At 58.0% G+C, this 18,857-nt stretch carries 15 protein-coding genes; 13 read left to right on the top strand and 2 right to left on the bottom strand.

Features of this window, described 5'->3' with window-relative positions; genetic code table 11:
- Positions 1–44 precede the first annotated feature (44 nt).
- The 6 genes from atpG to glmS all read left to right on the top strand — a co-directional run bounded on the left by atpG (position 45) and on the right by glmS (position 7,153).
- Positions 45–905, top strand: a complete 861-nt coding sequence (gene atpG / locus AB3G35_RS02870) for a F0F1 ATP synthase subunit gamma (RefSeq protein ID WP_003438003.1) — start codon at positions 45–47, stop codon at positions 903–905.
- Between the two features lie 27 nt (positions 906–932).
- On the top strand, positions 933–2,312 hold the full coding sequence (gene atpD / locus AB3G35_RS02865) for a F0F1 ATP synthase subunit beta (protein ID WP_019828667.1): 1,380 nt from the start codon (positions 933–935) through the stop codon (positions 2,310–2,312).
- A gap of 56 nt (positions 2,313–2,368) precedes the next feature.
- Complete coding sequence (locus AB3G35_RS02860; protein ID WP_029611653.1) at positions 2,369–2,788, top strand: F0F1 ATP synthase subunit epsilon; 420 nt, start codon at positions 2,369–2,371, stop codon at positions 2,786–2,788.
- Positions 2,789–2,903: 115 nt separating this feature from the next.
- Positions 2,904–4,271, top strand: coding sequence for a bifunctional UDP-N-acetylglucosamine diphosphorylase/glucosamine-1-phosphate N-acetyltransferase GlmU (gene glmU / locus AB3G35_RS02855; protein WP_086799493.1), 1,368 nt, complete (start codon positions 2,904–2,906; stop codon positions 4,269–4,271).
- A 269-nt stretch (positions 4,272–4,540) separates the two neighbouring features.
- Positions 4,541–5,308 carry a DeoR/GlpR family DNA-binding transcription regulator gene (locus AB3G35_RS02850; RefSeq protein ID WP_088378585.1) on the top strand — a complete coding sequence of 256 codons (768 nt, stop codon included), beginning with the start codon at positions 4,541–4,543 and terminating at the stop codon, positions 5,306–5,308.
- A 9-nt stretch (positions 5,309–5,317) separates the two neighbouring features.
- Complete coding sequence (glmS, locus tag AB3G35_RS02845) at positions 5,318–7,153, top strand: glutamine--fructose-6-phosphate transaminase (isomerizing) (RefSeq protein ID WP_086799491.1); 1,836 nt, start codon at positions 5,318–5,320, stop codon at positions 7,151–7,153.
- Between the two features lie 118 nt (positions 7,154–7,271).
- Here the strand turns inward: glmS and AB3G35_RS02840 are convergent, their stop codons facing one another.
- Positions 7,272–8,234: a bifunctional GNAT family N-acetyltransferase/nucleoside diphosphate kinase regulator gene (locus AB3G35_RS02840; RefSeq protein WP_169884551.1), complete on the bottom strand. Its 963-nt coding sequence runs from the start codon at positions 8,232–8,234 to the stop codon at positions 7,272–7,274.
- A 246-nt stretch (positions 8,235–8,480) separates the two neighbouring features.
- Here AB3G35_RS02840 and AB3G35_RS02835 point away from each other — a divergent pair, with 246 nt between their 5' ends.
- The 7 genes from AB3G35_RS02835 to cfaB all read left to right on the top strand — a co-directional run bounded on the left by AB3G35_RS02835 (position 8,481) and on the right by cfaB (position 18,380).
- Positions 8,481–9,395, top strand: coding sequence for a LysR family transcriptional regulator (locus AB3G35_RS02835; protein ID WP_203304382.1), 915 nt, complete (start codon positions 8,481–8,483; stop codon positions 9,393–9,395).
- Between the two features lie 103 nt (positions 9,396–9,498).
- Positions 9,499–10,833, top strand: coding sequence for a serine hydrolase (locus AB3G35_RS02830; protein ID WP_169845757.1), 1,335 nt, complete (start codon positions 9,499–9,501; stop codon positions 10,831–10,833).
- Positions 10,834–11,154: 321 nt separating this feature from the next.
- Positions 11,155–13,089, top strand: coding sequence for a protease modulator HflK (gene hflK, locus AB3G35_RS02825; RefSeq protein ID WP_369782293.1), 1,935 nt, complete (start codon positions 11,155–11,157; stop codon positions 13,087–13,089).
- 11 nt (positions 13,090–13,100) lie between these two features.
- Positions 13,101–14,114 (top strand): protease modulator HflC, encoded by a 1,014-nt coding sequence (gene hflC / locus AB3G35_RS02820; protein WP_088378580.1) that lies wholly within the window; start codon positions 13,101–13,103, stop codon positions 14,112–14,114.
- The gene (gene hflK / locus AB3G35_RS02815; RefSeq protein WP_369782292.1) at positions 14,111–15,169 is read left to right on the top strand and encodes a protease modulator HflK; all 1,059 of its coding nucleotides are present in this window, start codon (positions 14,111–14,113) and stop codon (positions 15,167–15,169) included. The genes hflC and hflK (AB3G35_RS02815) overlap by 4 nt, the downstream gene beginning before the upstream one ends.
- Positions 15,166–17,076: a cation-translocating P-type ATPase gene (locus AB3G35_RS02810; RefSeq protein ID WP_369782291.1), complete on the top strand. Its 1,911-nt coding sequence runs from the start codon at positions 15,166–15,168 to the stop codon at positions 17,074–17,076. Before hflK (AB3G35_RS02815) ends, AB3G35_RS02810 begins: the two co-directional genes overlap by 4 nt.
- Positions 17,077–17,195: 119 nt before the next feature.
- Complete coding sequence (gene cfaB / locus AB3G35_RS02805; protein ID WP_029611656.1) at positions 17,196–18,380, top strand: C17 cyclopropane fatty acid synthase CfaB; 1,185 nt, start codon at positions 17,196–17,198, stop codon at positions 18,378–18,380.
- Here cfaB and AB3G35_RS02800 read toward each other — a convergent pair.
- Positions 18,371–18,835: a hypothetical protein gene (locus tag AB3G35_RS02800; protein WP_369782290.1), complete on the bottom strand. Its 465-nt coding sequence runs from the start codon at positions 18,833–18,835 to the stop codon at positions 18,371–18,373. The genes cfaB and AB3G35_RS02800 overlap by 10 nt on opposite strands.
- Positions 18,836–18,857 lie beyond the last annotated feature (22 nt).

Here is an 18,857-nt window from a genome sequence, read left to right as displayed (position 1 = left end):
GCGGGAGCCGCAAGGCTCCCGCTTGCTAACCTGATAGGTGTTACATGGCAGGCGCAAAAGAGATTCGCAGTAAGATTGCGAGCATCAAAAGCACGCAAAAGATTACCAGCGCCATGGAAAAAGTGGCGGTCAGCAAAATGCGCAAGGCACAAATGCGCATGGCTGCTAGCCGTCCTTATGCGGAGCGTATCCGCCAGGTTATTGGGCATTTGGCCAACGCCAACCCGGAATACCGCCACCCGTTCATGATCGACCGCGAAGTTAAGCGTGTGGGTTATGTGGTTGTGAGCAGTGACCGTGGTTTGTGCGGTGGTTTGAATACCAACCTGTTCAAGGCTTTGGTCAAGGACATGGCGGTAAACCGTGAAAACGGCGTCGAGATTGATCTGTGCGTGGTCGGCAGCAAGGGTGCGGCATTTTTCCGTAACTTCGGCGGTAACGTCGTCGCTGCTATCAGCCATCTGGGTGAAGAACCGTCGATCAATGATTTGATCGGCAGCGTTAAGGTGATGCTGGATGCTTACCTGGAAGGCCGTATTGACCGCCTGTCCGTGGTATCCAACAAGTTCATCAACACCATGACGCAACAGCCTACTGTGGAGCAATTGATTCCACTGGTGGCGACCCCGGATCAAGAACTCAAGCACCACTGGGACTATCTCTACGAACCGGATGCCAAAGAGCTGCTTGACGGCTTGATGGTGCGTTACGTGGAGTCGCAGGTGTACCAGGCGGTGGTCGAGAACAGTGCAGCTGAACAAGCTGCGCGGATGATCGCAATGAAGAACGCCACTGATAACGCCGGTGACTTGATCAGCGATTTGCAGCTGATCTACAACAAGGCGCGTCAGGCTGCGATCACCCAAGAGATCTCGGAAATCGTCGGCGGCGCTGCCGCGGTTTAACGGTTCAAATATTCAGAGGATCCAGCTATGAGTAGCGGACGTATCGTTCAAATCATCGGCGCCGTGATCGACGTGGAATTTCCACGCGAAAACGTACCGAGCATCTACAACGCGCTGAAAGTACAAAGCGCGGCCGGAACCACTCTGGAAGTTCAGCAACAGCTGGGCGACGGCGTGGTTCGTACCATTGCGATGGGTTCCACCGAGGGCTTGAAGCGCGGTCTGGAAGTCACCGACACTGGCGCAGCCATCTCCGTTCCAGTCGGTAAAGCGACTCTGGGCCGGATCATGGACGTTCTGGGCAACCCGATCGACGAAGCTGGCCCGATTGACACCGAAGAGCGTTGGGGCATTCACCGCCCAGCGCCGTCCTTCGCTGAGCAAGCTGGCGGCAACGACCTGCTGGAAACCGGCATCAAGGTTATCGACCTGATCTGCCCGTTTGCAAAAGGCGGTAAGGTTGGTCTGTTCGGTGGTGCCGGTGTAGGCAAAACCGTAAACATGATGGAACTGATCCGTAACATCGCCATGGAACACAGCGGTTACTCTGTGTTTGCTGGTGTGGGCGAGCGTACCCGTGAGGGTAACGACTTCTACCACGAGATGAAGGATTCCAGCGTACTGGACAAAGTGGCACTGGTTTACGGTCAGATGAACGAGCCGCCGGGTAACCGTCTGCGCGTAGCACTGACCGGCCTGACCATGGCCGAGAAGTTCCGTGACGAAGGTAACGACGTACTGTTGTTCGTTGACAACATCTACCGTTACACCTTGGCCGGTACTGAAGTATCCGCACTGCTGGGCCGTATGCCTTCTGCAGTAGGTTACCAGCCGACTCTGGCTGAAGAGATGGGTACTCTGCAAGAGCGCATCACTTCGACCAAGAACGGTTCGATCACTTCGATCCAAGCGGTATACGTACCTGCGGATGACTTGACTGACCCGTCGCCTGCGACCACGTTTGCCCACTTGGACGCCACCGTCGTTCTGTCCCGTGACATCGCTTCCCTGGGTATCTACCCAGCAGTAGATCCACTGGATTCGACTTCGCGCCAGCTGGACCCGAACGTAATCGGCCAGGAACACTACGACACCGCTCGCGGCGTTCAGTACGTGTTGCAGCGTTACAAAGAACTGAAGGACATCATTGCGATCCTGGGTATGGACGAGCTGTCGGAAACCGACAAGCAGTTGGTGTCCCGCGCTCGTAAGATCCAGCGTTTCTTGTCTCAGCCGTTCTTCGTGGCTGAAGTCTTCACTGGCGCTTCGGGTAAATACGTTTCCCTGAAAGACACCATTGCTGGCTTCAAAGGCATCCTCAACGGTGACTACGACCACCTGCCAGAACAAGCGTTCTACATGGTCGGCGGCATCGAAGAAGCGATCGAGAAAGCCAAGAAACTGTAATTCCAGCGCCCGGCAACGGGCGCTAATCAGGTTGAGGCAATCAGATGGCTAATATGATGACAGTCCATTGCGATATCGTCAGTGCGGAAGGAGAAATCTTTTCCGGTCAGGTCGAGATGGTGATTGCGCACGGCAGCCTGGGTGATCTTGGTATCGCTCTGGGTCACGCTCCGCTGATCACTGAACTCAAGCCAGGTCCGATCCGCCTGATCAAGCTGGGCGGGGAATCGGAGGTGTTTTACATCTCCGGTGGTTACCTCGAGGTTCAGCCGAACATGGTCAAGGTTCTTGCCGACACCGTGCAACGTGCTGCCGACCTGGATGAAGCCTCTGCTCAGGAAGCCGTAAAGGCTGCCGAGAAGGCACTGAACGAAAAAGGCGCAGATTTCGATTATGGATCTGCTGCTGCACGTCTGGCCGAAGCCGCAGCTCAGCTGCGCACCGTCCAGCAAATCCGCAAGAAGTTCGGCGGCTAAGCCTCCTGTCTTATTGTGTGATTGATTAAAAAGGGTAGCCTCGGCTACCCTTTTTCTTTTTCCGCGAAATACTTTTTGGTCGCAACCGCTGACCACCCAGGATTGGTAGCCAGTCATGTCTCTCGATATCGTTATTCTCGCCGCAGGTCAGGGCACCCGCATGCGTTCCGCCTTGCCCAAGGTTCTGCACCCCGTAGCCGGAAACTCCATGCTGGGTCATGTTATCCACAGCGCCCGCCAGCTGAAGCCGACCGGCATCCATGTTGTTATCGGCCACGGTGCCGAACTGGTGCGTGAACGCCTGGCAGCCGATGATCTGAATTTTGTCCTGCAAGACAAGCAACTGGGTACCGGCCACGCCGTGGCTCAGGCGTTGCCGTTTTTGACCGCGCAAAATGTGTTGATCCTGTACGGCGATGTACCGCTGATCGAGGTCGAGACCCTGCAGCGTTTGCTCAAGCAAGTGGGCCCCGAGCAACTGGGCCTGCTGACCGTCAACCTGGCCGACCCGACTGGCTATGGCCGTATCGTGCGTGATGCCAGCGGCAAGGTCAGCGCTATTGTTGAGCACAAGGATGCGACTGAAGCTCAACGTGCCATCACCGAAGGCAACACCGGAATCCTGGCCTTGCCGACTCAGCGTCTGGCTGACTGGATGGGCCGTCTGTCGAACAACAATGCACAGGGTGAGTACTACCTGACTGACGTAATTGCGATGGCGGTGAACGATGGCCTGGTGGTGGCCACCGAGCATGCACTGGACCCGATGGAAGTGCAGGGCGCCAACGACCGTAAACAGCTCAGTGAGCTGGAGCGTCATTACCAGTTGCGCGAAGCCCGTCGCCTGATGGCATTGGGTGTGACCTTGCGTGACCCGGCCCGTTTCGATGTGCGTGGTGAAGTGACCGTTGGTCGTGATGTGCTGATCGATATCAACGTGATTCTTGAAGGTCGCGTGGTGATTGAAGACGACGTGGTCATCGGCCCGAACTGCGTCATCAAGGACAGCACCTTGCGCAAGGGGGTGGTGGTCAAAGCCAATAGCCATCTCGACGGTGCCGTGATGGGTGAGCATAGCGATGCGGGCCCGTTCGCTCGTCTGCGCCCGGGCAGCGTGCTGGATGCCCGTGCCCATGTGGGTAACTTTGTCGAATTGAAAAACGCCCACCTGGGTGAAGACGCCAAGTGCGGCCACCTGACTTACCTGGGTGATGCCGAAGTCGGCCCACGCACCAATATCGGTGCGGGCACCATCACCTGCAACTACGATGGCGCCAACAAGTGGAAGACCGTGTTGGGCGCCGATGTGTTTATCGGTTCCAACAACTCGCTGGTTGCACCTGTGGATATCTCCAACGGTGCCACCACTGCAGCGGGTTCGACCATCAACCAGGACGTCGCCCAGGAGCAACTGGCCGTTGGTCGTGCGCGCCAGCGCAATATTGATGGCTGGAAGCGTCCGGTCAAACAACCAAAGCCTTGATTTAAACTTATCCACAGCTACGGGGTGACGATTTAGCGTTATTAACAAGTCATCCTATAACTGTTTTAAATCAATAGGTTACCTAAAGCCTTATCCGCGCCCTGTGGATAAGGCTTTATTTTTTGCGAGGATAAACAAGGGTTTTGGCCAATAAATACAGGCCTATATCGACTTATTCACAGAAAATAACCCGCAACATTTTCTTGACGAAGGTTTCGAGATACGGTTTCATTGCTTTCGTTATCTTTCGAAACGAAACTTAAGCCGTTATGTCTAAACGTAATACGCCACAACGCAGACACAACATCCTGGCCATGCTTGCCGAGCAGGGCGAAGTCAGTGTGGATGAACTGGCCAAGCGCTTCGAAACCTCCGAGGTTACGATTCGCAAGGACCTGGCTGCACTCGAAAGTAACGGGCTGTTATTACGTCGTTATGGCGGTGCCATCACCATGCCGCAAGAACTGGTCAGTGATGTACCGCAACCTGTTTCTCTTTATAAGCAAGCCATTGCCCGCGCGGCAGTGGGGCTGATTAAAGAGCACGCCCGCATCATCATCGACAGTGGCAGCACCACAGCCTCGATGATTCCACAACTGGGCCTGCAACCTGGCCTGGTAGTGATGACCAACTCCCTGCACGTCGCCAATGCACTCAGCGAACTGGAACATGAGCCTGTATTGCTGATGACCGGGGGCACCTGGGATCCGCATTCCGAGTCCTTTCAGGGACAGGTTGCCGAGCAGGTGTTGCGCTCCTACGACTTCGATCAACTGTTCATCGGTGCTGACGGCATAGACCTGCAGCGCGGCACGACAACTTTTAACGAGTTGTTGGGTCTGAGCCGGGTCATGGCTGACGTTGCGCGTGAAGTGATCGTGATGGTCGAGTCGGACAAGATTGGTCGCAAAATACCCAACCTGGAACTGCCCTGGAGCAGCGTCCATACCCTTATTACCGATGATCGCCTGCCCCTTGAGGCACGCGAACAGATTCAGGCCCGGGGCATAACACTGTTATGCGCGGCTCTAAGCTAGGAGAACTTTATGTGTGGGATCGTTGGCGCAGTCGCTGAACGTAATATCACGGCCATTCTGCTGGAAGGCCTGAAACGTCTTGAATACCGTGGTTACGACAGCGCAGGTGTGGCTGTCTTCACCAACAATGGCACCCTGGAGCGCATGCGCCGCAACGGTAAAGTGGCCGAGCTGGAGCAAGCCCTGGCCGGTGAACCCCTGGCCGGCCGCCTGGGTATTGCCCACACCCGTTGGGCAACTCACGGTGCGCCTTGCGAGCGTAACGCTCACCCGCATTTCTCCGGTTCCGATCTGGCTGTAGTGCACAACGGCATCATCGAAAACCATGAAGCCCTGCGTGAACAGCTCAAAGGCTTGGGCTATGTGTTTACTTCGGACACCGACACCGAAGTGATTGCTCACCTGCTCAACCACAAACTCAAAGACCACAACGACCTGACTGCGGCACTCAAGGCCACCGTCAAGGAGTTGCATGGTGCCTATGGTTTGGCCGTGATCAGCGCCAAACAACCGGATCGTCTGGTTGCAGCCCGCAGCGGCAGCCCGCTGGTGATTGGCCTGGGCCTGGGTGAAAACTTCCTGGCCTCAGACCAACTGGCATTGCGCCAGGTCACTGACCGCTTCATGTACCTGGAAGAAGGCGATATCGCTGAAATCCGTCGTGACAGCGTGCAGATCTGGGATGTGAACGGTCAGAGCGTTCAGCGCGAAGCCGTGCAATACAGCGATGGCGCAGAAGCGGCCGATAAGGGCGAATACCGCCACTACATGCTCAAGGAAATCCACGAGCAGCCTGCAGTCGTGCAGCGCACCCTGGAAAACCGTCTGGGCCAGGACCATGTATTGGTTCAGGCTTTCGGTCCACAGGCGAAGGAATTGTTCGCCAAAGTCCGCAATGTTCAGATCGTCGCTTGTGGTACCAGCTACCACGCAGGCATGGTTGCCCGTTACTGGCTTGAAAGCCTGGCCGGTATTCCGTGCCAGGTCGAAGTGGCCAGCGAGTTCCGCTACCGCAAAGTTGTGGTGCAACCGGACACCCTGTTTGTTTCGATCTCGCAATCGGGCGAAACCGCCGACACCCTGGCCGCACTGCGCAATGCCAAAGAATTGGGCTTCCTGGGTAGCCTGGCGATTTGCAACGTCGGTATCAGCTCCTTGGTTCGTGAGTCGGATCTGACGCTGCTGACCCAAGCCGGTCGCGAAATCGGTGTCGCTTCCACCAAGGCATTTACCACCCAGCTGGTAGGCCTGTTGCTGCTGACCCTGTCCCTGGGTCAAGTGCGCGGCACCCTGGAAGAGGGTGTCGAAGCACAGCTGGTTGAAGAGCTGCGCCGTTTGCCAGCGCGTCTGGGTGAAGCCCTGGCGATGGATTCGGTGGTCGAAAAAGTAGCTGAGTTGTTTGCCGACAAACACCACACCCTGTTCCTGGGTCGCGGCGCTCAGTTCCCGGTAGCAATGGAAGGCGCACTCAAACTCAAAGAAATTTCGTACATCCACGCTGAAGCCTATCCGGCGGGCGAGTTGAAGCACGGTCCGCTAGCGCTTGTGGATAACGACATGCCGGTGGTAACTGTTGCACCGAACAATGAGCTGTTGGAAAAACTGAAATCCAACCTGCAAGAAGTGCGTGCCCGCGGTGGCGAGCTGATCGTGTTTGCTGATGAACAGGCAGGTATGAGCAACGGCGAAGGTACCCATGTGATCAACATGCCGCATATCCACGATGTGCTGGCGCCGATCCTCTACACCATCCCGCTGCAACTGCTGTCGTACTACGTTGCCGTACTTAAAGGCACCGACGTGGACCAGCCGCGTAACCTGGCTAAATCCGTGACTGTGGAATAAATCGCAGCTGCGACACTACTCAGTGGTTTTTGAGAGTTAAAACTGTCGCGAAAAAAGGGAGCCACTAACTGGCTCCCTTCTTCCAGGTTGCTTGACCAACACTGAGCAAAAGACTCAATTACAGGTGGAAATGCCCCGCAGCCTCCGGCTGGTAAAGCACTTTCCTGATCTCAATCCTGCGGGTCCGATCAGAAATTCGCCAGTCAATGGCGTCCCCCTCCTGATAACCCAGGATGGCAGCACCAATGTCGGAATACACAGAGTGCTTCCCTGAGTTGCTGTCCGCGTCCTGCGGGTAGACCAAGGCCACTTCGATCTCTTCGTCGTCCAGTTGCACCAAAGCCCTGGAGTTCATCGTGACGACATTGCTCGCCACCTGCTGCGGCTTGACGACAATGGCTCGTTCAAGCTCATGTTCGAGCTCAACAACCGTCGGACCTTGCTCAAGAGCGATTAGATTCTCGAGCCTGGCCTTGTCGATTTCAGTGATGTAGATCTTGGTGCTATCGCTAACGGAACCTTCGCGCAAGAACTGGAGATAGCGCCCTGCCGTCATGGAAAACGACTTCAATGTCGGCGTTTCGCTCTCAAGCACAAAGCCGCTGCGCACAAAGGCTTTCAGCGAGCGTGCGTTGTCCGGGTGGATCTTGGCGATGAGTTTTTTGGCCCGCATGTCGAGGAAGGCCAGTTTCATGCCTTCGCGGATCGTGCGTGCGCCAAGGTTTCTGCCCCATTTGTCGCTGTCTCCGATGACCAGGACTATCTCGCAATTTGAGCCGGTCTTGATGAGACGGACAAAGCCCACCGGGGCGTCATGCCGGTCATAAGCCATGAAGAATCGGCCACCCTGGTTGAACAGATGGGTCAGGATTGGCAATTGGGTTCGATCGATGGCTTGCTCGATTGAGCGGGAGACATAACGTGAATCGCTCAGATAACAGGTGACGCGCTCATCCTCCAACCAGTCCATCAACGTCAACGCATGCGCCCGAGTAATTTCAGGGCACAGCGAAATGAAAGGCTTGTTCATCTTCACCACACTTATTTTCAAGGGATGAAAGCCCTTCATGGCTACGGCCATGACGGTTCTTTCGGCAACCGGCTATTTTAAGATATATCGCGAGTAAAGCCGAATAGCCTGGAGCGTTCGAGAAAACCATCGTTTTGCCCCTTGATCCGCCCCGGATTCTCGCCCCAGGCGGCTCCATCAACTTGTCTTGTGATTACTGGGAGCAACAGTTCTAATTCTCTAAATTCAGCACCCACTCGACCCGCGCTGCGGGTCGAGTGGTAGTTGGGCTGTGGATAAAATCAGCAAGGAGCTGGCATGCTGTACACCAATGCGTTGAAACAATTGGATATGCAGGATATTTCGATTGTTTTGTTGTTGATCGAAAACCGCAGTGCCAAACGCGTTGCAGAAATATTGAATCTGAGCCAGTCGAGCATCAGTTACAGCCTGAAAAAACTTCGGCATTGTTTTGACGACAAACTGTTCGAGAACACTGAGGGCGCCATGCAGCCCACGGCACGGGTGCTGGCGCTCAAGCCCTATCTGCAAAATATCCTGCAGTGCATCAACCAGTGTGCCAAGGAAGGAGCAGGGCAGGGCACCGCGCTGCGTCAGTGGAATATCACGGCCCCGGAATATTTTGAAATTCTCATGTTGCCCGCATTGTTGCAGCAGGTGCGCTCAACCGGACGCAACTGGTCGTTGAGTGTGAGCCGCCTGGGCAAGGATTTGCCCATCAATGAGTTACTGACTTCTGACACCGACGTTTGCTTTGGCTTCGGCCCGGGCTATCACCAACGGCATCCGTTGCTGGGCTATCGCAGCCTTACTGAAGATTCTTTTGTGTGCCTGTCCAGCGTGGCAAAACATCGGCCCAAATCTTTTTTGGATATTGATGAGTTTTGTGACGCGCCACACATATTTCCTACGCCGTGGCTGTCGGAAAAAAACATGGTAGATGGCTGGCTGGAAAAACAGTCGCGATCCAGAAATATTTTTACCCGGGCCAATTCTTATCACGCCGGGGTGAATATTTTATTGGCGGTACCGGCACTGATCGTGATCCCGGAAAAAATAGTGGCGACCCTGAATGTGCCGCCAACCGTCAAAATACTCCAGCCGCCGCCCGGGTTTCCGACCTTTACTCTGGACATGATCTGGAGCCGTGAACGAACGGTCCACAGCGACTTTCATGAGCTGGAAGCGCTGATCGAAAAAATAAAAACATGAATAAAACCCGGCTGCCCAACCTGTGGGCGCCGGGGTGGGCTATACATTCCCACTGCTTCTATCGCAAGGTGGTGTGCGGCCTTGAACTGAAAAGGAAAATTCGATGTTTAAACACTTTCTAAAACCGGCGCGTGTCAGCGCGGTTTTTTTACTGTCTTGCCTGGCCGCTTCCATCGCCTGTGCCTCCGATAAAACCAGCTACCCGGATGCCGCCGCCAGCGACCCGGCGAAGATGGGCTGGATGGTCGGCGCGCCGCCACCGCCGGATCGCATCGTGCGGTTTGCCGACGGCAGTTATTTCCAGTTTCCGGCCATGCGCTGGAGTGTTTCCAACTTCCGTCAATTGATGCCCACCACCAATGTCTCCCGTGGCCTGGGCGCGCCGGTGCCGCTGGCCAAAGCCTTGCGCACGGATATCGACGCATTGACCTTCCTGCCGTTGGGCAGCAAGGAGCCGATGACCTGGGAGCAGTCGCTGGCGGCGAATTACACCGACGGCATAGTCGTGTTGCACCGCGGCAAAATTATTTATGAGCGTTACTTTGGCGTGTTGACCCCCGAAGGCCAGCACGGCGCCATGTCCATGACCAAATCGGTGGTGGGCACGATGGGCGCAATGCTGGTGGCTGATGGCACCCTCGATGCCAATAAAAAAATCGTCGACTATGTGCCCGAGCTGGCCAAGTCGGCGTTTGGCAACGCCACCCTGCGCCAGGTACTGGACATGACCACAGGGCTTAAATACAGCGAGGATTATGCCGACCCCAATGCGGAAGTCTGGAAGCATGCCCAGGCCGGTAACCCGCTGCCAAAGCCCAAGGACTACACCGGCCCGCAAAGTTATATGGAATATTTGCAAACGGTTGAGCCAGAAGGTGAGCACGGCGAGGCATTCGCCTATAAAACCGTCAACACGGATGTGTTGGGCTGGGTGATTGCACGGGTGACAGGGCGCAACGTTGCGCAACTGCTATCGGAGAAAATCTGGCAGCGTATCGGCGCTGAACAATCGGCATATTTCACCGTCGACTCCATCGGCACACCGTTTGCCGGCGGCGGTTTGAATACCGGGCTGCGGGATATGGCGCGGTTTGGCGAAATGATCCGCAACAATGGCCAGTATCTTGGCCAGCAAATCGTGCCCAAGGCGGTGGTCGACGACATTCGTGGCGGTGGTGATAAAGCGGCCTTTGCCAAGGCCGGTTACGATTTGCTCAAGGGCGCCAGCTATCGAGACATGTGGTGGGTGACGCACAACGCTGATGGTGCCTTTATGGCGCGTGGTGTTTACGGCCAGCGCACTTATATCGATCCAAAAGCCGAGATGGTTATTGTGCGTTACGCCTCCAACCCGATTGCCAGCAACTCGGCAAACGACCCGGTAACGATCCCGGCATTCGAGGCCTTGGCCAAACAGCTGATCAGCCACCCTGACTGATTAACGCAAAAATCTGTGGCTGGCTTCCCCACCCGCCTTTGTGGGAGCGGGCTTGCCCGCGATGGCATCCCTGCGGTTTAACAGACAGACCGCAGTGTTTGCATCGCAGGCAAGCCAGCTCCCACAGGCAGAGCGGTGCGCGCGCAATCTGCAATTCCCCCCCCCAGCCATTGTGGGAGCGGGCTTGCCCGCGATGGCAAAAAGCCCAACCCCACAGGTTAACGCGCCGTTTTCAAGCCAAGATGAAGAATCGGTAAGCTGGACAAAAGTTTGATCATTTGTGCGATATCGTTACTAGATATTTCATAAGTGAGTGTTTCCATGCGCGTCGATTTAGATGCCGAGGAGGTGAGGCTTGAGTCCTTGCCCCGTTTTCAAAGCGCCGCAGTTCAGGCCCGTCAGCTCTATCAGTTGGGGGTGGCACTGGCGCTTCTGGCGCTGCTGGCGTGGGCGCTGGCTTTTTTTATTGGTCTGTTTTCATCGGAGTCACTGTGGCCGGTACTGCTGGGCAATAACGCAGCCGCCATGCTGGTGCTGGCCGCAGGTGCCCAATCGGCTTTTTGGGTGGCGGACTGGCGCAATGGCGCACTCAACCCCCCACCACCAGCGATTGCGGCCGCGCCCGACGAACAGGTGCGTGGCATTGAGCGTTTTAACCAGCGGGTCGATGCCGGGGCCAGGCGTTTGCTGGTTACCATCGGCGCGCCTGTCTTGTGGCTGACAGGTGTAAGTGGGGCCGCCTGGTGGAGCGTGCAACACACCTGGAACCTGGCCTTGCCGGGTTTGGCACTGGGGACTTGGGGTAGCGTCGCGGCAGGCATCGCGGTTTTGCTCGCGTTTGCGCTGCTGGTGTTTGAACGTTACCTGACCCAGCAGCAACCGGGCCAATGGCCGGAAGCCCGCTTGCTGGCACCGCTGGTGCGCGTGCCCATCCTGACTTTGCTGCTGAGCGCCGTATGCCTGATTTTCAGCAGCGACGATGCGGTGTGGCCGGCACGCCTGGCTGTTTTGACAGGGTTGCTGCCAGCAGCCGTGGCCATTGAGCTGATTCTGCGGGCGCTGGCAGCGCTGTTCAGCCCGCGCCGCGACAGGCTGGAACCGCGCATGATCGGGCAAAGCTTTGTTGCCGGCATGTTGCGTTGGCCGCCGCAGCCATTGCTGGCGCTGCAGAGCGAATTGCATAACCGGTTTGGCATCGACCTGCGGCAAATCTGGGCCTTTACCTATATGCGCAAAGCCTTCTTGCCGGTACTGGCGGTGGTTGCTGCTGTCGGTTGGGTATTGAGCGGCGTGAATGAAATCCCGCTGCAAGGTCGTGGGATTTATGAGCGTTTTGGCGAGCCGGTTGCCGTGTTGGGCCCCGGTTTGCACACGGGTTTACCTTGGCCTCTGGGGCGGGTGCTGGCGGTGGAAAACGGTGTGGTGCATGAGCTGGCCACTAGCACGGAATCGACTGTCGATCCGTTGTTAACGCCTGCCGATGCTTTGCCACCGCTGACAGCCAATCGCCTGTGGGATGCCACCCATGTGAACGACAAGTCCCAGGTAATTGCCAGCGGCAGCGGCGACAAGCAGGGCTTTCAGATCGTCAATATGGATGTGCGCTTTGTCTACCGCATTGGCTTGGGCGACCGCGCCGCTATTGCCGCCACGTATCACAGCGCCGATGTACCGACGCTGATTCGCAGCACCGCGAGCCGCATTCTGGTTCATGACTTTGCCTCACGCACGCTCGATGGCGTGCTGGGCGAGCAGCGCAGTGCCTTGGCCGATGATATTGGCCGCGCGGTACAGGCCGATCTTGATGCTCTGGACAGCGGTGTCGAAATTCTTGCCACGGTAGTGGAAGCCATTCACCCGCCGGCGGGGGCAGCCAATGCCTATCACGGTGTACAGGCTGCGCAGATCAGTGCCCAGGCGCTGATTGCCCGCGAGCGGGGAGCGGCCAGCGAACAAACCAATGTGGCGCAATTGCAGGCCAGCGTTGCACTGGACCAGGCCCATGCGCTGGCGCGTGAAGTCGACGCCACCGCACAAACGGCCGACCTGCGCTTTGGCGCCGAGCAAAAAGCCTACGCCAGTGCCGGTCATGCGTTCCTGTTGGAACAGTACCTGAGCCAGTTAAGCCTGGGGCTGAACAACGCCAAATTGCTGATCCTCGACCATCGCCTCGGGGGCAGCAGTGCGCCGACCCTCGACCTGCGTTCTTTCACGCTGCCGGCCGATCCTGTCGCGCCGCGTAAAGCTGCTCAGTAAGGAGCCTTCTCTTGTCTCAATCCCACGATCACAGCGGCCATCATCACGGCTGTTCACACCACGGCCATCACCACCCGGGCGATGCCCATGAGCCAGGCCCCTTCCCGTGGCGACGCATGGGCTGGGCGGCGTTGCTGGTGCTGTTTGCCGTTGCGGCGGCGAGCCTGGTGCAAGTGCGCTCCGGCGAAGCGACGGTGATTACCCGCTTCGGCAACCCGGCCCGGGTGCTGCTGGAGCCCGGCCTGGGCTGGCGCTGGCCGGCGCCGTTCGAAGTCAGCGTGCCGGTGGACCTGCGTTTGCGCACCACTTCCAGCGGCTTGCAAGACGTGGGCACCCGCGATGGTCTGCGGATTATTGTGCAGGCTTATGTGGCGTGGCAGGTGCAGCCCGATGCCGACAATGTGCAGCGCTTTATGCGCGCCGTGCAAAATCAGCCTGATGAAGCGGCCCGTCAGATTCGTACCTTTGTAGGCTCGGCACTGGAAACCACCGCTGCCAGTTTCGACCTTTCAAGCCTGGTAAATACCGATGCCAGCCAGGTCAGAATTGCCGACTTCGAAGCGCAACTGCGCCAGCAGATCGAACAGCAATTGCTCAGCACCTATGGTGTGCGTGTGTTGCAGGTGGGGGTTGAGCGCCTGACGTTGCCCTCGGTCACGCTCACGGCCACCGTTGACCGCATGCGCGCCGAGCGCGAAACCATCGCCACTGAACGCACTGCCGTAGGCAAACGCGAAGCGGCGCAAATCCGCTCCGCTGCCGAGCGCGATGCGCGCATCCTGCAGGCCGATGCCAGCATCAAGGCGGCTGATATCGAAGCCCAGTCCCGGGTTGAAGCTGCGCAAATCTATGGCCGCGCCTATGCCAGTTCGCCTGCGCTGTACAACGAGCTGCGCTCCCTGGATACCCTGGGCAGCATGGTCAATCCGGGCACAAAAATTATTTTGCGCACCGATGCGGCGCCGTTCCGGGTGTTGGTTGACGGCCCACCGACGCTGGACGCCAAGGCCGGGTCGCAACCATGAGCCAGGCCCATGACGAGATAAAAGGTGTCAGCAGCCCCTGGCAACAGGCCGGGCGGTTGGCATTTTTGGGCTTGTACGCGGTGACGGTGTTCGCGGCGGTTGCCTGGGGTGTTTCCAACGTGCGTCAGATCGATCCGCAAAACCGCGCCGTGGTGTTGCGCATGGGCGCGCTGGATCGCATTCAAAATTCCGGTTTGTTGTGGGCCTGGCCAAGGCCTTTCGAGCAAGTGGTGATCGTGCCGGCAGCTGATCGCGTGAGCGAACGCCGGATTGAAAACCTGCTGCGTTCGGATGTGGCGTTGCAGGCCGATCGCAAAGCTTCGTTTGCCACACCGGTCAGCGATGCCCTGGCCGGCTCCGGGTATTTGTTAACCGGCGATGCCGGGGTGGTGCAACTGGATGTGCGGGTGTTCTACAACGTTACCGAGCCTTATGCCTTTGTGCTGCAAGGCGAGCATGTACTGCCTGCGCTGGACCGGTTGGTGACGCGCAGTGCCGTGGCGCTGACCGCCGCCCGCGATCTGGACACGATCCTGGTGGCGCGCCCGGAATTAATCGGCACTGACAGCCAGGCCGCCGAACGCCGTGAGCGTTTGCGTGGTGATCTGGTACAGGGCATCAACCAGCAACTTGCAGCCCTGAGTGCCACCGGGCAGGGCATTGGCGTGCAAGTGGTACGGGTGGACGTGCAATCGAGTTTGCCCGGCCCGGCCGTGAATGCCTTCAATGCGGTACTGACGGCCAGTCAGCATGCCGAGCAAGCGGTGGCCACGGCGCGCAACGAGGCAGCCAAGGTCACTCAGTCAGCCACGCAACAGGCCGATCGCGCCGTCGAGCAGGCGCAAGCCCAGGCCAGTGAGCGTGTGGCCAAGGCCCAGGCGGATACAGCCACCATCAGCAATCTGGCCAAGGTGCAGCAGGCTGGCAACGACCCGGGCTTGATGCTGCGTTTGTATCGCGAACGCATGCCACGGATTCTGGGGCAGGCCGGATCGGTCACCAGTGTTGATCCCAACGATGATTCCCGCCTGATTATTCAGGGAGCTGAACAATGAACGCGTCTGCCACTCAACCCGTCGCGAGCCTGCTGACAGGTACTGAACAACGTCGCGCTGCGCGCCAGTTGACCCTGGCCATGCTGGCGCTGGGCCTTTTGGCCTTGGGGCTGGTGTGGCGCTGGCTGATGCCTGCGCAGGTCGGTGTCAGTCAGTTGCTGCTGGGCGTGGCTTCATTATTGGTGGCCGTGCCGGTGATGCGTTCGGCCTGGTACAGCCTGCGTTACCCCAGTTTGCATGGCATCACTGATCAGTTGATTGCCTTGGCCATGCTCGGTGCCTGGGCTACCGGTGATTTGCTGACGGCGGCATTGCTGCCGATCATCATGATTTTTGGCCATGTGCTGGAAGAGCGCAGTGTGATTGGCTCCCAGGAAGCCATCCATGCCCTGGGCAAACTGACCCGCAGCCAGGCGCGTTTGTTTCAGGCTGACGGCAGCTTGCGGGAAGTCGATAACGCCACCCTCAAGAGCGGTGATCAGGTCGAGGTGCGTGCCGGTGACCGGGTACCCGCCGATGGCCTGGTACTGGCAGGGCAGGCCAGCCTCGACACGGCCTCGATTACCGGTGAGTCAGTGCCGCTGGAAGTTAGCAGCGGCATGCCGATCTTTGGCGGTGCCATTAACCTGGATGGCCTGCTGCGGGTGCAAGTGACCCGTACCGGCGAGGAATCGACACTGGGTAAAGTCATCGCCCTGATGCAGAGCGCCGAGCGTGCCAAACCGCCGATCACCCGTTTGCTCGAGCGCTATGCAGGCAGCTATATGGTGCTGGTGTTGATGATCGCGGCTGTCACCTGGTTTATCACCAACGATGCCCAGGCCATGCTCGCGGTGCTGGTGGCGGCCTGCCCGTGTGCGTTGGTGTTGTCGGCACCGGCTACGGCGATTGCCGGGATTGCCGTGGCTGCGCGTCACGGGATCCTGATCCGCAGTTCGGCGTTTCTGGAAGAGCTGGCCGACCTCACGTCACTGGTTGTGGATAAAACCGGCACCCTGACCTATGGCACTTTGCATCTGCAAGCAGTTGAAACCGATGTGACAGACCCGCAGCCGCTGCTGCAACTGGCTGCCAGTTTGGGCGCGGCCAGTAGCCACCCGGTAAGCCGGGCCCTGGCCGGATTGGTGAGCCACGAGCAGATGCTGCCCCTCACTGATGTGCGCGAGCGTCAGGGGTTGGGGGTTGTGGCTGGCACCGGGCAGGGCGAAGCGGCATTGGGTCGCCCCGAGTTGTTTCGCCAATTGCAGATCACCACCACCGCCGTGCCTGAGCACGACGGGCCCATCGCCGGGCTATCGCTCAATGGCCAGTTTCTGGGCTGGATGTTGTTGGCTGACAGCATCAAACCCGAAGCCCGGCAGGCGTTGAGTGAACTGCGCGAACTGGGGCTCGGGCGCCAGGTGCTGCTGACCGGTGACCGCCAGAGTGTGGCTGAGCATTTGGCACACGCAGTGGGCATCCACGAAGTCCAGGCGCAGGCGTTGCCCGAAGACAAGCTCGACCGTGTACTGAGTGAAATCGGCAACGGTTTCCGGCCGATGGTGGTGGGCGATGGCATCAACGATTCGCTGGCGCTCAAGGCCGGAGTGGTTGGCGTTGCGATGGGGGCAGGCGGTGCGGATATCGCGCTGGCGTCGTCGGATATCGTATTGATCGGCAGTGACTTGCGTCGGCTGGGCACCTGCGTGCGTCTGAGCCGTGAGTGCCGTCACACCTTGCAGGTCAACGTGATCATCGGCCTGGGCTGGACCCTGGCCATTGTCGCGGCTGCGGCTTTTGGCTGGCTGGGTGTTGCCGGGGCGATGATCGCCGCGGTGCTGCATAACCTCAGCACATTGTTGGTGCTGGGCAATGCCGGGCGCCTGCTACGTTTTCATGAACCCCTGCAGGCGTTGAAGCCTGCGTGAAAGTGATTCGGATAAACGGTCGCGCCCGCTCTAGCGTCGACCTCCTGTCCGCGAAACTGACAGTTTTGGTTATTCGGCTAACCTATAGTTTTGATATCTGAAATGAAGGAGGAACACAGATGCTCGCGCAACTTCCACCGGCCTTACAGAAACTTCAACTTCCATTACGGCTAAGGCTCTGGGACGGACACGAGTTCAATTTCGGCCCGACGCCCAGCGTCACGATCGTGGTCAAGGACCCGACCCTGGTAGCTCAATTCACCCACCCCAGTCTCGACTTGCTGGGCAGCGCTTTTGTTGAGGGCCGGCTGGAGCTGGAGGGCTCCATCAGCGAAGCGATCCGCGTATGCGATGAGTTAAGCCAGGCACTGGTGGACGATGATGACTACGCTCCGCCACCGCGGGTTTACCACGACAAGGCGACCGACGCCGAATCCATCTCTTATCACTACGACCTGTCCAACGACTTCTACCAGTTGTGGCTTGACCGCGACATGGCCTATTCCTGTGGATATTTTGAAACCGGGGAAGAGAGCCTGGACGAAGCCCAGCAAGCCAAGTTCCGCCTGCTGTGCCGCAAGCTGCGGCTCAAGCCCGGCGAATACTTGCTGGATGTTGGCTGTGGCTGGGGTGGGCTGGCGCGTTTTGCCGCGCGGGAATATGGCGTCAAGGTGTTCGGGATTACCTTGAGCAAGGAGCAGCTCAAACTCGCTCGCGAGCGGGTCAACGCCGAAGGCCTGCAAGACAAGGTCGACCTGCAACTGCTCGATTATCGTGACCTGCCTCAGGATGGCCGGTTCGACAAGATTGTCAGCGTCGGGATGTTCGAACACGTCGGGCACGCCAACCTGCGCGAATATTGCGAAATCCTCTCCAGAGCGGTGCGCGAGGGCGGGTTGGTCATGAACCACGGCATCACCTCCAAGCACACCGATGGTCGTCAGGTCGGGCGTGGCGCGGGGGATTTTATCGACCGTTATGTGTTCCCCAACGGCGAGTTGCCCCATCTGTCGATGATGACTGCCGAGATCAGCGAAGCCGGGCTGGAAGTGGTCGATGTTGAAAGCTTGCGTCTGCATTACGCGCGTACGCTGGATCATTGGAGCCAGCGCCTGGAGCAAAAGCTGGATGCCGCCGCCAAGCAAGTGCCGGAGCAAGCCCTGCGGATTTGGCGTTTGTACCTGGCAGGCTGTGCCTACGCCTTTGCCCACGGCTGGATCAACATCGACCAGATTCTGGCGACCAAACCCCATGCCGATGGCTCGCTGGAGCTGCCACCGACCCGGGCGGACATTTATCGCTGAGTGTGGTTTTCCCAGGTGATGGGTTGCGGGTCTTGTACCCGGTTTTGGTCCAGGACAAAGCGCCCATCCTGCAGGCCGATGTTTTGGTCAACCTTGGCCAGGGCTTTTTGTTCAAACGTCAGTGAGCTTTTGTTGAATACAAGATCGTGGCGGGCAACATTGCCGCCCCAGTCCGGTGAGGGGAGGGAGATGTAACTGATGCGGTACTGGTCGTCAGTGAACGCTCCCTCCACCACATACACCCCGTAGTGGTTCTCTCCCGGGGAGATGATTTTGTAGAGACCATTGTCGTAGTAATACAGCACCGCTTCTTCAAAGGGTTTTTCGCTGTACATCTTCTTGTAGTGCAGCCGGTGGATAAATGTCGGCTGGCCTACTTCCACGTTGATTAGCGGCGGGGAGAGCGGTGTGACCTTGGTTTGAGCTGAAGCAAGCGTGCTGATGCTAAAGAGCATGCCCAGTAACGAGAATCGCATT

The sequence above is a fragment of the Pseudomonas sp. WC2401 genome, assembly GCF_041200115.1.
GTDB classification, from domain to species: Bacteria; Pseudomonadota; Gammaproteobacteria; order Pseudomonadales; family Pseudomonadaceae; genus Aquipseudomonas; species Aquipseudomonas fragi.
Note: the sequence above shows the minus strand (reverse complement) of the source record. Positions and strands in the feature narration are given on the sequence as shown.